Source organism: Wolbachia endosymbiont (group A) of Clivina fossor (assembly GCF_964026865.1).
Classification (GTDB): domain Bacteria; phylum Pseudomonadota; class Alphaproteobacteria; order Rickettsiales; family Anaplasmataceae; genus Wolbachia.
On the sequence record NZ_OZ034707.1, the window covers coordinates 1,188,760 to 1,207,908 of the forward strand.

Annotated in this window: 12 protein-coding genes and 3 pseudogenes; 5 read left to right on the plus strand and 10 right to left on the minus strand. The window is 36.6% G+C overall.

The annotated features are described in order from the left end of the window. The first annotated feature begins 274 nt into the window (after positions 1 to 274). Positions 275 to 2,725 (plus strand): type I DNA topoisomerase, encoded by a 2,451-nt coding sequence (gene topA, locus AAGD99_RS05895; RefSeq protein WP_341822872.1) that lies wholly within the window; start codon positions 275 to 277, stop codon positions 2,723 to 2,725. A 185-nt stretch (positions 2,726 to 2,910) separates the two neighbouring features. On the opposite strand, the gene AAGD99_RS05900 is transcribed toward topA, so the two are convergent. Then, entirely contained in the window at positions 2,911 to 3,717 is an 807-nt protein-coding gene (locus AAGD99_RS05900) for a rhodanese-related sulfurtransferase (protein WP_341822873.1), read from the minus strand. A 129-nt stretch (positions 3,718 to 3,846) separates the two neighbouring features. Here AAGD99_RS05900 and AAGD99_RS05905 point away from each other — a divergent pair, with 129 nt between their 5' ends. Further along, on the plus strand, positions 3,847 to 5,445 hold the full coding sequence (locus tag AAGD99_RS05905) for an ABC transporter permease (protein ID WP_264687949.1): 1,599 nt from the start codon (positions 3,847 to 3,849) through the stop codon (positions 5,443 to 5,445). Between the two features lie 10 nt (positions 5,446 to 5,455). Here the strand turns inward: AAGD99_RS05905 and AAGD99_RS05910 are convergent. The 7 genes and pseudogenes from AAGD99_RS05910 to apaG all read right to left on the minus strand — a co-directional run. After that, positions 5,456 to 5,812: pseudogene (locus AAGD99_RS05910) on the minus strand (Rpn family recombination-promoting nuclease/putative transposase); the annotation flags it as partial. Positions 5,813 to 5,907: 95 nt separating this feature from the next. Beyond that, positions 5,908 to 7,695, minus strand: a complete 1,788-nt coding sequence (ltrA, locus tag AAGD99_RS05915) for a group II intron reverse transcriptase/maturase (RefSeq protein ID WP_341822236.1) — start codon at positions 7,693 to 7,695, stop codon at positions 5,908 to 5,910. 427 nt (positions 7,696 to 8,122) lie between these two features. Then, positions 8,123 to 8,548: pseudogene (locus tag AAGD99_RS05920) on the minus strand (PD-(D/E)XK nuclease family transposase); the annotation flags it as partial. Beyond that, positions 8,545 to 10,092, minus strand: a complete 1,548-nt coding sequence (gene ltrA / locus AAGD99_RS05925; RefSeq protein ID WP_264330863.1) for a group II intron reverse transcriptase/maturase — start codon at positions 10,090 to 10,092, stop codon at positions 8,545 to 8,547. The pseudogene AAGD99_RS05920 and the gene ltrA (AAGD99_RS05925), both read right to left, overlap by 4 nt. Positions 10,093 to 10,100: 8 nt before the next feature. Further along, positions 10,101 to 10,367 carry a hypothetical protein gene (locus AAGD99_RS05930; RefSeq protein ID WP_338482311.1) on the minus strand — a complete coding sequence of 89 codons (267 nt, stop codon included), beginning with the start codon at positions 10,365 to 10,367 and terminating at the stop codon, positions 10,101 to 10,103. Positions 10,368 to 10,725: 358 nt separating this feature from the next. Continuing rightward, a pseudogene (locus tag AAGD99_RS05935) lies at positions 10,726 to 10,971 on the minus strand (PD-(D/E)XK nuclease family transposase); the annotation flags it as partial. Between the two features lie 187 nt (positions 10,972 to 11,158). Beyond that, positions 11,159 to 11,560 carry a Co2+/Mg2+ efflux protein ApaG gene (gene apaG, locus AAGD99_RS05940; protein ID WP_253307374.1) on the minus strand — a complete coding sequence of 134 codons (402 nt, stop codon included), beginning with the start codon at positions 11,558 to 11,560 and terminating at the stop codon, positions 11,159 to 11,161. A gap of 96 nt (positions 11,561 to 11,656) precedes the next feature. Here apaG and AAGD99_RS05945 point away from each other — a divergent pair, with 96 nt between their 5' ends. Then, the gene (locus tag AAGD99_RS05945; protein WP_341822874.1) at positions 11,657 to 12,721 is read left to right on the plus strand and encodes a 5-(carboxyamino)imidazole ribonucleotide synthase; all 1,065 of its coding nucleotides are present in this window, start codon (positions 11,657 to 11,659) and stop codon (positions 12,719 to 12,721) included. A gap of 283 nt (positions 12,722 to 13,004) precedes the next feature. Here AAGD99_RS05945 and AAGD99_RS05950 read toward each other — a convergent pair whose 3' ends face one another. Beyond that, entirely contained in the window at positions 13,005 to 13,862 is an 858-nt protein-coding gene (locus AAGD99_RS05950) for an ankyrin repeat domain-containing protein (protein WP_341822876.1), read from the minus strand. A gap of 119 nt (positions 13,863 to 13,981) precedes the next feature. Continuing rightward, positions 13,982 to 15,442 carry a phage terminase large subunit gene (terL, locus tag AAGD99_RS05955; protein ID WP_341823220.1) on the minus strand — a complete coding sequence of 487 codons (1,461 nt, stop codon included), beginning with the start codon at positions 15,440 to 15,442 and terminating at the stop codon, positions 13,982 to 13,984. 1,773 nt (positions 15,443 to 17,215) lie between these two features. On the opposite strand from terL, the gene AAGD99_RS05960 reads away from it, so the two are divergent. After that, a complete protein-coding gene (locus tag AAGD99_RS05960; RefSeq protein WP_341822877.1) occupies positions 17,216 to 17,824 on the plus strand; it encodes a superoxide dismutase in 609 nt (202 codons plus the stop codon). A 1-nt stretch (position 17,825) separates the two neighbouring features. Further along, on the plus strand, positions 17,826 to 19,097 hold the full coding sequence (locus AAGD99_RS05965) for a M16 family metallopeptidase (protein WP_341822879.1): 1,272 nt from the start codon (positions 17,826 to 17,828) through the stop codon (positions 19,095 to 19,097). Positions 19,098 to 19,149: the final 52 nt, after the last annotated feature.

Sequence of the window (19,149 nt, forward strand, 5' to 3'; positions counted from 1 at the left end):
GCCATTATAACCTATTCTATCCTTCAGGTAAACCTTTCTTGGGTTAGCTATAGCAGTGGGAATAGCAGTTGGAGCTTATTGTCTGGTTGCTGCTGCAATCATATACTATTGTAATAGACCTTCAAATTCACTTGAAAATAGCAAGGTCCAAGGGTTTTCTGGAAACCATGAACAACCTACTCTGTAAAATTCACAAGACCTATTAAAATATTTTTTTACTTTTCATCGTATATTTCTCAACATATTATCTTTAAATACTAAAATAATTAACAATATGGCATTATTAATAGTTGAATCACCTGCGAAAGCAAAGACAATAGGCAAATATTTAAGTAAAGAGTTCAAAGTAGCTGCATCCTTTGGACATGTGAGGGATCTTCCAGCAAAAAACGGTTCTGTCGATCCGGATAATGATTTTGCTATAAAGTATGAAACCATTGAAAAAGCAGAAAAGTATATAAAAGAGTTAGTAAAAGCAGCGAGTAAAGCATCAGATATATATCTTGCAACAGACCCAGACAGAGAAGGGGAAGCAATGGCTTGGCATGTGATAGAGACATTAAAAGAAAAGAAAGCAATCAGTAATGAAAACAACATTTATAGAGTAGTCTTTAATGAGATAACAAAGAGAGCAGTTCAAGAAGCAATAAAGAATCCACGTGAAATTAATATGGACTTAGTGCGCGCACAGCAAACACGCAGAGCTTTGGATTATCTAGTTGGATTTAGCTTGTCACCGCTGCTGTGGACAAAATTGTCGGGAAGCAAATCTGCGGGGCGAGTTCAATCTGTTGCATTAAAGCTTATATGCGAACGAGAAGATGAAATCAGTAAGTTTATAACACAGGAGTATTGGAGCATAAAGGCAGAAATGCAAAATAGCAAAGATGAGGCTTTTTTTGCTATGCTGAGTCACTATGACAATAAGAAGCTAGAAAAATTTGATATTAAAAATGAAGAAGAAGCAAAGAACTTAGTCAGGGAGATTGAATCAAGGCAATATGCTGTAAGCACAGTAGAACGCAAGCAAGTTAAGAGAAATCCGCTTCCTCCATTTATTACCTCTACTCTACAGCAAGATGCAGTGAATAAGCTGTATTTTAATGTGAAAAATGTTATGCGCATAGCGCAAAATTTATATGAAGGTATCGATATTGGTGGTGAAACTGTAGGGTTGATAACTTACATGCGTACAGATGGGTTTCATATTGCAGATGAGGCTATAAACTCAATTAGAGGGTCAATTAAGTCGTTATATGGTGATAAATATTTACCACAGTCTCCTCGTAAATATGTAAAAAAGGTCAAAAATGCTCAAGAAGCACATGAAGCAATTCGTCCAACTGATATCAATAGAACGCCGGGTAGTATTAAGGATTACTTAACGCCAGAGCAATTTAAATTGTACGATTTAATCTGGAAAAGAACCATTGCAAGTCAAATGGAATCGGCGATTCTTGATCAAGTGGTAGTTGAAATTAGTTCTACTGATCAGAAAGTGATTCTGCGAGCAAGTGGATCAAGTATATTCTTTGATGGTTTTTATAAAGTCTATCAAGATAACATGGAAGCCGAAAATGAAGGCCTGCTACCTGCCATGAAGGAAGGGGAAGCGTGTAAGCTGATTTCGGTTGAGCCAAAACAGCATTTCACTCAACCGCCACCTCGTTATAGTGAAGCAAGTATCGTTAAAAAAATGGAGGAAATCGGTATAGGCCGTCCATCAACTTATGCGACAATTATTTCGGTATTGCAGGATCGTGAGTATGTTACACTGGATAATAAAAGATTTATTCCAAGCAGTCGTGGTAAGATCGTTACCATATTTTTAGAAACTTTTTTTCAGCGTTGTGTAGAGTATGACTTCACAGCACAAATGGAAGAGAAGCTTGATTTAATCTCAAATGGACATGCAGATTGGAAAAAAGAATTGAGCCACTTTTGGGTGCCATTTTTTGGTCATGTAAATTCTGTCAAGCAAATGACACATGATGAAGTTTTCAGCGGCATTCACGATTTGGTAGTTAATTGGTTTTGTTCAGAGGAAGGAAAAGAAGAAATAGGTAAGAAATGCCCTGCTTGCTCCGATGGTATATTAAAATTGAACTTTGGGCGAGCAGGAGTGTTCCTTGGATGCTCTAACTATCCTGAATGCAACCATACAAAAGAAATTACAGGTAGTAATGACAATTTAGAATATCCAAAAAGTTTAGGTGTAGATGATATAACAGGCCAAGAGGTAGTAATTAAAAAAGGTCCTTTTGGGCTTTACCTTGAGTTTAATAGTGAGTCCAAAAAGAAAAAAACAGTTTCCATACCAAAGGATCTAAATGTTAATGATATTGATCTGAATACCGCTACTCAGTTACTTTCCTTGCCAAAAGTAATCGGAGAACACCCTGAGACCGGAAAGGAAATAAAAATAGGCCTTGGACGATTTGGGTACTATATTTTTTATGATGGTAGATATTTTTCTCTTAAAAAAAGCTCTAAAGAGGTGCTGAATACAGAATTGAGCGAAGTTATACAAATTATTGCAAACAGTCCACGCAAAGAGTTAAAGTCTCTCGGGGTTAATGAAAAAGGAAAAGAAATCTTTATCTGCAAAGGCAGGTACGGGTTCTATATAAAATGCGATAGAACAAACGTTGCTTTGGGTAAGAATGCAGATATTGAAAGCATAGATTTGAAGAAGGCTTTAGAGTTGATTAAGGGTAAGAAATAGACTTCTTGCATAACCATATGCTCTTTATTGTCATTCCAGCGCGCGACGCTGGAATCTAGAAAAAAAGAACCTGGATGCCAGTGTCTGGGCACTGGCATGACACCCTTTCTAGTAGAGGTTGCTCTCAAATCACAACGTGCATACAACTGCAGCGGCATGATGTTTTATTTATTATAGCTATAACACTAAAGTTTACAGTTGAAACAAACCACTTGGCCACGTGGAACTGACTTCAGTTCATCAGTTGAAACTTGATTTGAGCAGAGTATGCATTTTATTGTGTTGCTTGGAGTAAGTGAGTTATCAACAGCAATTCTATCATCAAAAACAAAACACTCACCTTTCCAATTACCATTTTTATTATAAGTTTTTTCAAGGTAAGAAAGAATGCCGCCTTTCAGGTGGTACACATTGTTAAATCCAAGATTTTTCATGTACGCTGTTGATTTTTCGCATCTAATCCCACCAGTGCAGTACATAGCTACTTTCAGGTCTTTACTCTCAGAGAAAGACTTTGCCCACTCAGGAAAATCGCGAAAACGCTGAGTATGTGGATTGATTGCATTTTTAAACTTGCCTAATTTCACTTCATACTCATTTCGTGTATCTATTACTAAAACGTCAGGTTGAGAAGTAAAATCATCCCAATGCTCTGGATCAACATATTTACCCTTAAGGGAAATATCAAGATTGCCTACACCAAGATTCACAATCTCTCTTTTTAATTTTACCTTCATCTTGCTAAATGGTTGATATTCTGCTGCACTCTCTTTCCATGTAAGGTCCCTTAGCCTATAATCAGAACGTAGAAAATCGAATATTTTATCAATCGCGTTTCTTTCACCAGATACGGTTGCATTAATACCCTCTTCTGCAAGGAGTATAGTACCCTTTAATTCAATATTGTCGCATGCAGTTTTTATTTCGTCTTTCATGTCATAATAATTAGAGAGTTCTACAAAGTGATAGAAAGTTGCAATGACGAAGCTCATGATTATTCACTTATCAACTAAAAACATGATATACAAAATTATAAAGATATTCAATAGTACGGCTGTTAATTACTGGATATCTTCAGTTTTTACATATAACATTTTAATATCAAATATAGATCCAAATTAATGTTTTTGAGAGTATTTAAAAATATATTCTTATTTTTAGTAAGTATATTATTCGTCTGTCCTATACTATCGTTAATATCAATTCTATTTACAGAATCAGCAAATTCTGGATGGGTAATCAGCACACTTTTCCCTGAATATATACTGAGTACGCTAATTTTGATGATAGGAGTGGGGGGGATATCCTTCATATTTGGAGTGATTCCAGCATGGCTCACCACATTTTTTTCATTTCCTGGAAGTAAAATTTTTGAGATTGCTTTGTTCTTTCCGATATCGATTCCTGGATATATAGTAGCGTTCGTCTATGTAAATACACTAGAATTTTCAGGTCCGGTGCAGAGCTCATTAAGAGACATTTTAGAGTGGAGCAAAGGTGACTATTGGTTTCCTGAAATAAAATCCCTAGGTGGTGGAATATTAGTAATGGGATTTAGTTTATATCCATACGTTTATATGCTAGTCCGCTCAAGTCTAAAGAATGTTAGTAACTCAGTCACTATTGCGTCAACACTTGGGTTCTCCTCATTACAGAGCCTGTTTTCTGTCATCATACCTTCCATACGTCCATCAATTATAGCTGGGTTGTCCTTGGTACTAATGGAGGTAATTACGGATTTCGGCACACCACAGTTTCTTGCTATCGATACTTTTACGACAGGAATATATCGCACCTGGTTTTTACTGCATGATAAATATTCAACTACTGTTTTAGCAGTTGCAGAATTGATTTTCGTTGCAACACTAATAGCTATCGAAAAGAAACTACAAAAAAAAGGAATATCTTACTCTTCAATCAACGCTAATGCAGATTATCACAACAAACGGAGTGTAAGTGGCACTATACCATTGATCTTTGCTTATCTTATGTGTGTATTGCCGATATTAATAGGTTTTATTTTGCCAATGATTCCGCTCATATATTGGAGCATAGAGAAGGGGTTTTTCATATACGAAGCAAGGTTCTATAATATAATAGCAAATAGCGTTAGTTTATCATTTATCACCGCATTAATCTCAATTAGCATTGCAATAATGATTGGATATACGGCGCGTAAAAGTAAGGTAATCAATAATGTAGCACGTCTCATTTCTTTAGGCTACGCAATTCCAAATGCAATTATCGCAATTAGCATAATAATATTTTTAAGCAGAATATCTTCTTTCATTACTCAATATATTGTGGAAATTAGCTTGGTAGGAACTATTGGCGCATTAGTTTACTCATATTTATTTCGTTTTTTTGCTATATCTTTCAAGGCGGTAGAATCAGGGCTCAAAAAAACACCAAATGAAATTGAGTGGACTGCATATACCATGGGTCATGGGCCTATTTCCACATGTTTGAATGTTCATATCCCTCTCATCAAGAAGAGTATATTATCGGGATTTTTGCTCGTATTTATGGATACTATCAAGGAGCTCACAGCAACACTCATTATAAGACCATTTAGTTTTGAAACTATATCAACTAGAATATATGAACTTGTAAGCGATGAGCGCTATAGAGAAGCTGCCCCATTTTCGTTGATAATAGTTATAATAGGCTTAATCTCTACAATAACCTTATTTACACTTGATGATAAGGATAAAAAATAAACGTAACCGTTCACAGATTTCCACTTAATTCTTCAATCTCACTAATAGAAAGGCCTGTAAACTTGACAATAGTGTTGACATCAACATTATTAGCCAGCATTGCTTTTGCGACTTCAATTTTCCCTTCAATTTTCCCTTCAATTTTTCCTTTCTCTATACCTTTTTGTATACCTTTCTCTTCAGCAAGATCAAGTCTGTATTCAAGAATGGCTTCTTCTTTCCGTAGATCCATTATTCTCTCTTCGTAAGCTACTAAATCTTTTTCGTTCCAACGAAACTTGTCTAATTCATCATATGCTAGCTTTATTATTGGCGCTTTTTCTGCTATCTCTTTTAAGTCCTCTTCTGTTGTTTCTTCTGCGTATTGTTGTCTAAGTGAAGAAGGTCGCCCCTCTTCACTCGACTTCAAAACCGTACGTGAGACTTTGCGCCTCATACGGCTTCTCTCTAATTTGGTGCTTGTCATGCACACCTCCTGTGTAATTCATCGTGACAATGCCCATGTAACAAAGATAAATTTTTGATCATATTGTTTCGTCTATTCCGGTCTTTATGATGTATTTCTATTATATCATCACTTTCAAACCATAGTCTACAATTACCGCATTTACTTTGTTGTAACTTCAATAGTTTTATTACTCTTGATGGCTTATCTGGTATTTCTCTAAGACGATTACCCCAATAAACCCAATCACCATCATATGGAGATCTGGTTTTTTGCACTTTGATATGTCGTTTAATAACATGATCGCTGTGTATAATAAGATGTATCTTGTTACTTGTCATAAAACGCCAGTTATCGTTATTATACTTTTTAAAGTATTTTCTTTTTATCCAGCATTTCCCTTTGTTTGGGTGCCTAAAGACTGCCCACTTCCAGAGCTTTCTATGTATAGTATTATCCAATGAGCTAAAGATTTTACATGAAACTACTGAAGAGTAATATTGACTCCACCCTCTAATGATTGGATTGAGATTCCTTATTACTACTTCCTGTGGCGCCCCACGCATTTCTCTAAGTTTATGTTTAATAGCAAATATATGCTGCTTTATAGAATTACGACTTGGTTTTATTAATAATTTGTAACCTTTCTTACTTTCTTTTGTTGGATATTGTCTTATTGAAAATCCAAGAAAATCAAATCCTGGTTTTATTCCATTAATGATTTTTAATGTATGAGAAACTTTTGTCTTAGAAGGCTTTAATTCTAATCCAATGGTTTTTAACCATTCTTCAACTAGAACTTTTGCCCTAAGAATAATTTCTTCACTTTCATGTATGACGACAAAATCATCACAGTAGAAAATTACACTAATAGACTTTTGCGCATTTTTATGCGATATCCTACCATATTTTCTTTTCATGCATTGAAAGAGTTCGTTTGTTAATGCTTTTTTGATATGTTGCTCTAATCCGTGTAATGCAACACAAGCTAGCAACGGTGAGATCGTCCCTCCTTGAATTGTACCACGTTTTGTGGATTGAAACTTTCCATCTTCCATAACGCCTGCCCTTAACCATCCTCTTATGATTTTCTTTAACGTTGGTGTGGTATTGAGCTTTTCAAGCAGTTTATTATGGTTAATATTGTCAAAACATCCAGAAATATCAGCATCTAATACATATGCTGTTTTCTGTTTTAGCACATCAAATATGGCTTCAATTGCATCATGACATGATCTACCAGGTCTAAAACCATAAGTGTTTGGCTCAAGTTTTGCCTCCCATTCTGGTTCTAAAGCCATTTTTACAAGTGTTTGTTTTGCTCGACACGATATAGTAGGTATACCAAGCGGGCGATGCTCCGATGGCTTACCAGGTTTTGGGATCCAGACGCGTCTTGATGGCTTTGCTTTTTCTTTTATATCTAAAGAATATGATAGTTGTAATCTTTCTTTTTGATTAAGATTAGCCTTTCCATCAATACCTGCAGTCTTCTTCCCCCTATTGTCCTGTGTTACTTTCCTAACAGCGAGTGTTTTTGCACTTGTTGATTTGAGTAATAATCTCTGAAGATTATGCATCTTTCTGATATCATTACATTTAGAAGCTTGGTAAATTCGTTTTTGTAGCTTAAATGAAGATTTCTTCAGCTTTCGCCAAGGAATTCCATTCCATTCATACCTAGCTTTTTGCTGGTCCATAACATATTCACTACTATTCACCACTTTACCTTCCAAATTAAAGTGTTTACGTCTGCGTATCCCAGATATTACTTTGGGCATTAGCTTCTTAAACAATCCTTCCACATAGCAGCTTGTGGTTGGCTACCTACTTATATTTTTATGAATATAAGAGCTTTTATGTGGTTACTCCGTTCCATGGCTTCGTTTCACGTTAAACTTAGATTCCTACTATTTGCCGGAAGCTGGGAACATCAATAACTAAAGTCTTCAATCTTTAGTTCCCCTTTTGCTTCGTACCATTTTGGTCTATGCGTAGTTCAACCTCTTTTCGCATACTATGCTTTGACGACAATTCAAACATAGGTTCCTCTCGTAATCATATCTAACTCTGTTTGCAGGGATTCACCATGAGGTTTAGTGTTACCTGCTTTTATCTCATGCTTGCATCCCAAAGGTTGCCACCCTTTAAAATGTGAGATATACATTATCCCCGATGTCTAGGGAAAGTGGAATTTAACCACCACAAAACCACGACTTTCAGGGTCGCACTAAAAAAGAAACACCACCTTTCTACTATACTTTCTAACTGCTCTACTTTACTTTTTGAAAATTTGGGCAATTCTATAAAGATAAATTGAAAATCTTTTAAGTAATGGCCGTTAGTTTTTATATCACGTATATTGTGAGTAGAAATATAATCAACTTCTTCGGGAAGTAAGTTACAATTTGATATAGCAATAAAGAAGACTTTCTTTAAATCAATGTAGTTGCCAGATTTATCTAATTGTCTTGAGTAGGCTTTAGCGGCATATAATTGAGCGCGTTTTTCGAAGCCCTTGTCTCTAGCGAGCTGGTCAGGTAAGGAAGCAGTATTACTACTACCCCCTCCCTTAGAAACGCAGCATGCAGGTTTCCCCACACTACGCTTGAGCCCCTTATCTAAGTTCTTCTTTTCTAGAACCGGCTTGTCCTTCATGATTCCTCAGGAAACATCATTCTTAATGGTGACACCAACAGTAGAGAACCTTCTCTTGAGAAAGAGCTTGCTAACATTCTTGTTCGTTTCACTCTCTCATCAAAATACTTTTTCCATTTTAAGTCAAGGGGATTTGCATCCGCTCTGATTTTAACATGTCGTCTGATAGGTATATCAATCAGCTTAAGCAGTCTTAAATACCGTATCTCTTTTGGTTTGTTCTTGCATAGGGGTGCAGCAAAAACCCATTGGCGTTGACCCATTACTTTGAAGTAACGATTCTTTATCCAACGTAATCCTTTACGAGGATGTCTTTTCTTTGCCCATTTCCATAAACTATGCCAAATTTCATTGTCGATCTTTCTAAACGCTTTTTTAGCACACACATGGTGATAGTAATTTCCCCATCCTCTCAGTAGAGAGTTGAGTGACTTAATTACTATAGCCTGAGTGTTCGCTATATTTGCTTTTATCAATGTACGTGCTTTATTAAGAAGTCTTTTAATACTTTCTTTCGAAGGTTTAATAATTAACTTCTTATTATATCTACGTACATTACAACCAAGAAAGTCAAACCCTGTTGTGATAGATGTAATCTTTGTCTTCTCTTCTGACAGAATTAAACCTCGCTCATGAAGAAAAGATGATACTAAAGGCTTAACTTCCTTTTCCAGTACTTCATGTGTGAAACCTGAAATAATAAAGTCGTCTGCGTATCTGATTACATTCACTCCACTTCTGATTTTGTTTCTTTTTCTACTGCCGAGTTTACCAAATCGACTTTCCAATAACTTTTCAAGTCCGTTTAAGGCTAAATTGGCTAGTATTGGAGAAATTATACCACCTTGCGGGGTACCTGCAGTTGTGGGATACAGAGTTTTTGATTCTAGGAAGCCAGCTTTTAACCAACTATGCAGAATTTTTTTCTCCATAGGAATATGCTTCATAAGCCATTCATGATTAATGTTGTCAAAGCATCCTTTGATATCACCTTCAAGTATCCATTGTAGTTGATTACGACTTGCCAGTAACAAATGACAAGCTACTGTAGCATCTGCACAGGATCTTTTAGGTCTAAAGCCATAGGAGTGACGATCACTGATCGTTTCAGCTATCGGTTCCAGAGCAAACAGATATAATGCTTGCATGGCTCTATCTTTTATCGTGGGTATTCCAAGAGGTCTTCTTTTGCCATTAGATTTACTGATATAAATCCGTTTTAGCGGAGAAGGTTTATATCCTCTTTGCTTTAACTGCTTTATTCCTTGAAATTTAGCATTGCAAGTTGACCATAGTTGACGATCTACACCCGCTGTGTTTTTTCCTTGGTTTTCAGTTACTCTCTTAACAGCCAAAGCTTTTCCGCTAAAAGAGCGTGTGAGAAGATGTTGTAAAGTTTTTACCTTACCCCATCTTCCTTCTTGGACAGCCTTAACAATACGTCTTTGTAGCCTCACAATAACTTTCTGGCATTTCTTCCATGGCAACTGCTTCCATGCTTCAAAGCTTTTGGTAGATGCACTTACAGGTTTACTTGTAATCATCTGCTTTCCTACCTTAAGTGGTTAACAAAGTTTCTTGTCACGAGGGACCAAACGGAAGTCTGCTCGTTTTCACGCGAATTAATGTTACAAATTCTATCCATTTCGTTACAAAATGGCATTCGCTTTCTCCATTCTCCTTTACCTGCACTTCCATCAGCATTCCTTGCGGTTTGCTTGCCATGTAGGCGAAAATACAGGCTTACCCTGTTTCTCCAGTCATACAACAGTGGGTTAGGTGGCTTCTCTATACCGGTGGAGTTATTATTTGCGTACATCTAGAAATGAAAAATGTAACTTATCCACATTACCTTTTGGTCAGAGCTTATCAGCATCTTTAGCTCTTTCATCGTATCGGTACTTATAAAGCTTCACTTACGTTCACCATACCACTAGCCTAGCCCTCCAACCACATGATGCTTGCAGTTTATGCCCCTCTCACGATTGAGCATCTTCTTTTTCAAGAGGAGGTTCATTGTCCGCATCGCTTGGCACCAACCGGTTGCCCGATTCGCACTGATGCGTAGACTCAGACGGCAAAACATCTGGTTTAATAAGTTTTAGAATCCTTTCAGTTTCTTTCTGAATGAATTCCTCTCCTTTTAAACAATATGACCGAAGACTTTCAGGTCGCACCATTTCTGCTATATATCTATTTCCATGAGAATCCTTGCAGAGAACATCAACAATACTTTGTTTATCAGAGGCAACTTCGGGATCCATAATAGTGCTAAGAAACTCAACTTCTTGTATCGCATTTATCTCAGTAAACCCTAAAATATCGTTCAAAAAGTGGATCAGGATATTCTTATTTTTTTCCGTTCCAAAGATTTTTTTGAAACACAAATCATTGCGAGGATCGAGAAATTTTGAAAGAGCCATGGCAAAAATGCTTGAAAATATTAATAATTATACACTATTATTAACAATTATTCAACCATATTTTTGAAGATAGCTAGTTTCTGTATTTATTTTAAATTGAAGAAAGCTCAAATGAAAGATCATGTTTTGCTAAAAATCACAGAATGCAGTCTAACAGTGAACGGTTACAAATAAACTATTTTGATAGTTAATGGGGTCTAGTTTTGACGTATGGACTATCCAAAGAAAAGGGTGGTATCATAACCTCAAAAATTTTTATGCTTTCTTCATTCAGAAATTCATACTTACCCTGCATTATTCCTGACGGTGCATTTAAGTATGTTCCACTTGTGTATTTAAATACCTCTCCAGATTTTATCACAGGTTGTTCTCCGATAACACCAACTCCGGCAATTTCATTTATTTTTCCCTTATAATCTATTATTTGCCAATGACGACTTAATAATTGAATAGTTGATTGGCTTTTGTTTTTTATCTTAACGTTATACATCCATATATAGCAATTTTCATAAGGAATGGATTGCTCTTCAATATAAATTGGTAAAACTGTAACTTCAACAAAGTTGGTAGTTAGTGTGTACTCTATCATTATAGAATATTCATGATAAAAAGATAGTATTTTAATTATATACTTTTTTCATAGATTTTTCAAGTATACTTTAATTAGGAAATATCAATTTATAGTATGAACGAACCAGATGCGCTTAGCAAAAAAGTAATAGGAATAATAGGTGGTGGACAATTAGGTAAAATGACTGCTATCGCTGCAACAAAACTTGGACAAAAAACACATGTTTTTGCCAGTGCTAAGGACGATCCGGCTTGCTCTGTTGCTGATGATTTCACAATAGCAGATTTCTCTGATAAGAAAGCGCTTGAATCTTTTGCACAGAGTGTGGATTTGGTCACTATTGAGTCTGAAAATATTCCATGTAGTGCAATTGATATCGATGTAAATTTTTATCCGGGTAAAAAAGCGTTACACATTGCGCAAAATAGGCTTAGAGAGAAAGATTTCATTAGAAGCTTGAGTATAAAAACTGCTGAATACAAAAGTATACAAAATCATAATGAGCTACTGAAAAGCAGTAGAACTTTTGGCTATCCAACAAGGCTGAAAACAACAGAAATGGGTTACGATGGAAAAGGGCAATATGTGCTTGAGAATGATTCTGAAGTGAAGCAATTTGCTTCCTTTGATTGGAATACAGAGTATATTCTTGAAGCAAGTGTTGATTTACTGAAAGAGGTTTCAATAGTCGTTGCAAGAGATAAAAACGGTAAAGTAGCTTTTTTTCCTATAGCAGAAAATTACCACGTTGATGGAATACTTGATACTTCAACAGTGCCAGCTAAAATAGATAGCAAATTAACTCAAGAGGTACAACGAGCTGCAAAGAAAATAGCAAATGCGCTCGATGTAATAGGAATTCTGGCTATTGAATTTTTTGTTACTAAAGATAACGAATTGTTAGTTAATGAACTAGCTCCAAGACCTCACAATTCTTGCCACTGGAGCTTGGATGCATGTAACGTTAGTCAATTTGAACAGCTGGTTAGGATAATATGCGGGCTACCTATGCAGGAAGTAGTATTACGCTTTCCTTGTATGACGAAAAATATAATAGGTAACGATATATATGATTCTCATAAGTATTTGAGCAACGAAAAAGCTAGTTTAACCATATATGGAAAAAAAGAGGTTAGAGATAAGCGTAAAATGGGACATGTCAATATAGATTTAAGTTAATAGTTTTTCTACGTCATTCTGCCACAACTGTACGAACATTGTGATATGATGAGATGTTACATAGTAAACGGTGTCACTCTAGCACGTATTTGTACGAATATTGTTATTTGAGCACACCAGGAAGGATGTCATTCAAGTAGCCCCTTTGTTGTCATCTGAGTAGCCCCTTTCTCGTCATCCCGCTACGTGTTAGCGGGATCTCATTTCACTTTATGAGGGTGTCATCCAAGTAGCTGACACTGGTTTCCATCCAAAAGGCCAGTATCATGCGCTAGGAACCCTACTATAAGGAAGCATGAGCAGCTTCTTTCTGTCCATTTGTTAAGACTGCTCCATCAACTTTAGTACTAGGCTTTAACAATGCATATGTAGCACCACCAACTACTAGCGCCGCAGTTGCAACCGCTGCTATTAGTGTAGGTTGTTTAACTGTTCCGGTTGCAGAAAGTGCTATCGCTATTATAGCACCTGATAATGCAGTTGCACTACCGGCAAAAAAACCTTTCATAGTTGCTGATGTAGGTTGTTTTTCCTCTTTAGCTAAATCTCTTGGAGTATGTTCAGCACAATTTTTCATATTAACAGAGACTTTACGTGCTTTTGACGGAGTAACTACATAATCTCTTAGAATAATCCAAAATGAAGGTGGCATTCCATAGTCATCTTTTATATTAACATTCGCACCGTTTTCTATGAGAGAGTTTACCACGTCTACATGGCCAATTATAAGAGCTAAATGTAAAGGAGTCCAACCATCTTTATCTTGTTCATTAATCTTGATTCCATCTTTTTCCAACAGAGCATCTACTACCTCTTTATAACCATTTTCAGCAGCTAAATGTAAAGGTGTCTTTTCATTCTTATCTTTTATATTAACATCTATCCCTTTTGCTACTATTAAAGCCTTTGTCAAGCCCGTATAGCCCCACTGAGCAGTCAAATGTAATAATGTGAATTCATTATCTCCAACTTCAAATTTATAATTTACATAAAAATCACTCTTTTCCCACTGTTTAAATACCTCTTCATTGTTTGCCTTTAGCTCTTCTTTTACTTTTTCAATTACGTTACTTTTATCTAATTTATTATCACTATTAACCGTACTTAATATTTCCCGCCACTGCTGATAATTTATTGTCATAACTTTTACTTCTAATCTTAAATAATATATTTAATTACTATATAATTATAATAAGAAATCAATATTTATTTTAAATAAGTGAATAATCAAGCTTAAATACGCTCTTATTGTCTCTTAAATCACAATGTCCGTATAGCTGCGACCCGAGAGCTGCTATCTCTCATCCACTGGAGGTATTGCACAGTGCTGTCTACTTGATCGTCGTGGCGGGTTTCTGGAAATATTAAAATTTCATACTCAAAATCGTTGAGCCATACTGCTTGGTGTGGCAGAAAAACCTTACCAGACTCTATTATTGGAACAGTTTGGTAGAATCGAGCAAGTTTACCGCTATGTGGCACTATTTCGATAATGGGTAAATCACTGTTCGCTTTTAGCTCTTGCACCAATTGCTGACCACTCGTTTTTGCTTCGATTAAAATTGCATGTGGCTTCCACCTTGCAGCTAGTGACAGGACTTGCTCTTTAAGTTTTGGATACTCAAGCTTTGCGCGATATACATCGAGTAAATAGAATTTATTGCCCACTTTTGTCCAGGTGGTGCAGACGCTAAAGTTGCTAGAATCGCTTATTGAAACCGCAGTGTCCCAACTTTGAGTTACATATGAGAGATTATCAGGAAAATTTCTATAGCGCTTTAGCCACTCTCGTTTAATTATACCACTTGAAAGTGGTAGAGGGTTTTGTTGATATTGAGCAGCAAAAGCATAGCTCCCAAGTTCAACCTTTATCATCTCAACTTCTTCTTTTCCACCATAGAGGGGATATAGCAACTGACCTTCTTCTCTTGAATATAATATTATTGCAGGTGCAGCGCATGATGCTGTTGTATTATACAACCGCCTGGTTGCAGTTACTTGGACGACAGGAACAGGAAGCGCTGGCTTTTTGATTGAATAAATGATCTCCTTATTTTCAGATATCATTGGCAAACAAATGTGATGCCATATGTTTTTCGGTTTGGAGAGAAGGTGTCCGGTCAAATCTTCCTGATGTAGCCTGTGCATCACAAGAACGATTACTCCTTTTTTTCTGTCGTTAAGCCTGGTTACTAGAGTCTGATCAAACCAGTTTGTGGCACGCTTTCTAAACATTTCGCTCAAAGCTTGAGCAGAACTGAGCGGATCGTCCACGATGATGAAATCTCCACCTTCACCGGTTAATGTTCCTCCAACGGACGTTGCAATTCTGTATCCTCTCTGCACTGTTTGAAATTTGTACTTGGTATTCTGATCTTTGGATAGTTCTACTTCTGGAAATAGCTTTTTATACCAACCAGATTGCATTACGCACCTTGTATCAAGCGAGTGCTTTTCGCTGAGCAGCCGAGAGTAACTTGCAACTATTATTCTCGCGGTTGGCTGATTTCCCAGTATCCATGCGGGCCACGTAACACTAGCGCACATGGACTTCATTGAACGCGGAGGCATATTGAATATTATTCGCCTCACTTCACCAACGCTCGCTGCTTCTAGCCTATCTGCTATGACTTTTATATATTGATAATCATTATATTCACACCCCGGCACTACCGTTTGAAAGCACAGTTCAATGAATTTTAAAAAGTTGATTTTGTTCATGATATAATGTTGAAAGATGTCATCCAAGTAGCTGACACTGGTTTCCATCCAAGACGGCAGTACCTTCTTCTGTCATCCCAGTAGCCCCTCTACTTGTCATCCCAGTGCCCTCTTCTTGTCATCCCAGTGCCCTTATAATGTCATCCCAGCACCTTCTTCTGTCATCCAAGTAGCTAACACTGGGATCTAGTTCTCTTTACAAATTCACCAAAAGTGTTTCATTCTATAACGCAAAACCCATATTCACAAAACCCAATGCATTACTTGCAGTTAAGTTTCCTAGATCCCAGTGTCACGCACTGGGATGACAAAAAAAGGAGCACTGGTTCACCTTATGACGGTGTCGTCCTAATACCTTCCCCTGTCATCCAAGTAGCTAACACTGGTTCACTTTATGATGGTCAGTACCTTCCCCTGTCATCCAAGTAGCTAACACTGGGATCTCATTTACTTTATGACGGTGTCGTCCTAATACCTTCCCCTGTCATCCCAGTGCGTGACACTGGGATCTAGTTCTCTTTACAAATTCACCAAAAGTGTTTCATTCTATAACGCAAAACCCATATTCACAAAACCCAATGCATTACTTGCAGTTAAGTTTCCTAGATCCCAGTGTCACGCACTGGGATGACAAAAAAAGGAGCACTGGTTCACCTTATGACGGTGTCGTCCTAATACCTTCCCCTGTCATCCAAGTAGCTAACACTGGGATCTCATTTTACTTTATGATGATGTTATGAAAGTAGCTGACACTGGGATCCAGAAGACTTAATTTCAACCAAATAATAAAGGCTAGATCCCAGTGTCACGCACTGGGATGACAAAAAAAGGAGCACTGGTTCACCTTATGACGGTGTCATCCAAATACCTTCCCCTGTCATCCAAGTAGCTAACACTGGTTCACTTTATGATGGTCAGTACCTTCCCCTGTCATCCAAGTAGCTAACACTGGGATCTCATTTTACTTTATGACGGTGTCGTCCTAATACCTTCCCCTGTCATCCAAGTAGCTAACACTGGGATCTAGTTCTCTTTACAAATTCACCAAAAGTGTTTCATTCTATAACGCAAAACCCATATTCACAAAACCCAATGCATTACTTGCAGTTAAGTTTCCTAGATCCCAGTGTCACGCACTGGGATGACAAAAAAAGGAGCACTGACCTCTCTTGGGCTCTTTTAGCCACAAATATTAAGAAATTTACCAAACGAAAAAAAAGGCAAAAGAAGCCCTAGTCATTGTCTATTTTCAGTATTGGCGTTTTTTAAGTCTTAAACACTGCAATTTAGCTGCTTTTAAATGCAACTCACCTTAGTTTAAATGTTTAAGAAATTTACTAAGCAGAAAAAAAGGCAAAAGAAATCCCGTGTTAGCTAGTTGTCACTTTCTAATCCTGCAAATTGGCGTTCTCTACTGTCTTAAACGCTTTGTAAGCGCGTTTCGGCTTATATAGCTAGAAATGTTGTGAAGACATAAGGTGCACATAGTGCGAAAAATTAAAAATAAGACGCCAAGTACGTTGTTTTTTTGCTGTTTAATCTGCACAGATGAAGATAACTGAATACCTTCAGTACCATGATAAGAGGGCTGGCGGAGTTTGTCAAGTAAGTTTTTGTATTTAATCCGTTTCTATGGCTTATATAATAATCATTATTGTGATATAAAACTTAGAATAATGCAATAGATACCTAATGTTTTAGCTATTAATTATATGTTGCACAAGAGCACATATTACAATACCATCCAAGTAGGTCAAAAATAAGGAGATTGTCATGAGTTTTACTTTACCTGAATTACCATATGATAAAACAGCTTTAGAGCCTTACATATCTGCAAAAACCTTAGATTTTCATTATGATAAGCACCATAAAGGATATTTAAATAAACTCAACGAGCTGGTTGAAAATACAGATTATCAACATGTGAAAATTGAGGAAATAATAACAAAAGTGCATGGTAATAGCGATAAAGTTCCCATATTTAATAACGCAGCGCAAGTTTGGAACCACACTTTTTATTGGAATTCAATGAAGAAGAATGGTGGTGGTAAACCTAAAGATGATGGTTTTCTGGCAAAAAAAATTCAAGATGATATCGGTGGTTTTGATAAGTTTTGTGGGGAATTTGCCAATCATGGAGTAAGCCAATTTGGTAGTGGATGGGTATGGTTAATGCTCGAAAAAGGAAAGCTCAAAATCACCAAAACTCCAAATGCAGATTTGCCATTAATTTATGGCCAAGTTCCATTACTCACTATGGATGTCTGGGAGCACGCCTATTATTTAGATTGTCAAAATCGTAGAATTGATTACATAAAAGTTTTCCTTGACCATTTGATTAATTGGGATTTTGCAGAAGAAAATTTAAAAAAGAATACATAAGATGAATACACCTCAGGTAACAAAATTAGATAATGGTCTGCGCATAATAACTGAGCAGGTGCGTGATGTTGATTCCGTAGCTTTAAGCATACGAGTTGGTGTTGGCAGTAGAGCGGAAAGTGCAAATCAAAATGGAATATCCCATTTTCTAGAACACATGGCTTTCAAAGGAACGAAGACAAGAACTGCGTTTGAAATTGCAAAAGCTTTTGACGACATAGGTGGGGTTTTCAACGCCAGCACCGGTAGGGAAAGCACCACCTATTATGCAAAAGTCCTCAAGAAAGACATAAAAACTGGTATTGATATATTAATAGATATATTGATGAATTCAACATTTCCAGAAGATGAATTGGAACGTGAGAAGGGCGTTGTAATACAAGAGATTTTTCAAACTAATGATTCACCAAGTGACATTGTTTTCGATAAATATTTTGAGGCAGCTTATAAAGATCAACCTTTTGGCAGGTCAATCTTAGGCACGCAAGATACTGTAAAATCTTTTACTCGAGGAGATCTAGATAATTACATAAATGAACATTACTTTGGCGAGAATATGCTATTTACCGTTGCAGGAAATGTTGAACATGAAGAAGTTATTGCATTAACCAAAGATTTTCTCTCAAAGATTCATTCTAAAAAGCTGAAAAAAAGCCAAAATGCGAGCTGTACTGGTGGTGAGTATTTAGAACATCGTAAATTAGATCAGGTACACTTGCTAATTGGTCTACCTAGTGTTTCTCGCCATGACGATAAATATCACACGTTTCAAGTGCTTGATTCTATATTAGGGAGCGGAATGTCATCACGTCTGTTCCAGGAAGTAAGGGAAAAGCAGGGATTAGCTTACTCTGTTTATTCATTTAATTCCAGCTACACTGATACAGGGATGTTTTCCATTTTTGCTGGCACAGATAGTAGTAACTTAGATAAGCTTTTAAAATCTATGACGACAGAGTTGAAGAAGCTGTCTACAGATAATCTGAGGGAAGAAGAAGTAAATAGAGTGAAAGAGCGAATAAAATCCCAAATTTTAATGTCACGCGAAAGTGTTAGCTCACGCGCTGAAACATTGGGGCACTACTATGGTAACTATAATAGGTACATCAGTAAAAATGAATTAATAGAAAAAATTAGTGCAGTTACCACTGCTAACGTAAAAAAAGCAGCAAAAGAATTGTTATCTCAGCATGAAAAAACCACTCTAGCTGCAATTGGAGAAATTAAATCATTGCCAAGTTACGATAAAGTGGTTTCTATGCTTAAAGCTTAGCGCATTCTATTATATTGATTTGGCTGCTTTACAATATAATTTAGCACAGTGA

Coding starts and splice junctions, on each gene's coding strand:
- topA (WP_341822872.1), top strand. CDS start 275: ATGGCATTATTAATAGTTGAATCACCTGCGAAAGCAAAGACAATAGGC.
- AAGD99_RS05900 (WP_341822873.1), bottom strand. CDS start 3,717: ATGAGCTTCGTCATTGCAACTTTCTATCACTTTGTAGAACTCTCTAAT.
- AAGD99_RS05905 (WP_264687949.1), top strand. CDS start 3,847: ATGTTTTTGAGAGTATTTAAAAATATATTCTTATTTTTAGTAAGTATA.
- ltrA (WP_264330863.1), bottom strand. CDS start 10,092: ATGATTACAAGTAAACCTGTAAGTGCATCTACCAAAAGCTTTGAAGCA.
- AAGD99_RS05930 (WP_338482311.1), bottom strand. CDS start 10,367: ATGTACGCAAATAATAACTCCACCGGTATAGAGAAGCCACCTAACCCA.
- apaG (WP_253307374.1), bottom strand. CDS start 11,560: ATGATAGAGTACACACTAACTACCAACTTTGTTGAAGTTACAGTTTTA.
- AAGD99_RS05945 (WP_341822874.1), top strand. CDS start 11,657: ATGAACGAACCAGATGCGCTTAGCAAAAAAGTAATAGGAATAATAGGT.
- AAGD99_RS05950 (WP_341822876.1), bottom strand. CDS start 13,862: ATGACAATAAATTATCAGCAGTGGCGGGAAATATTAAGTACGGTTAAT.
- terL (WP_341823220.1), bottom strand. CDS start 15,442: ATGAACAAAATCAACTTTTTAAAATTCATTGAACTGTGCTTTCAAACG.
- AAGD99_RS05960 (WP_341822877.1), top strand. CDS start 17,216: ATGAGTTTTACTTTACCTGAATTACCATATGATAAAACAGCTTTAGAG.
- AAGD99_RS05965 (WP_341822879.1), top strand. CDS start 17,826: ATGAATACACCTCAGGTAACAAAATTAGATAATGGTCTGCGCATAATA.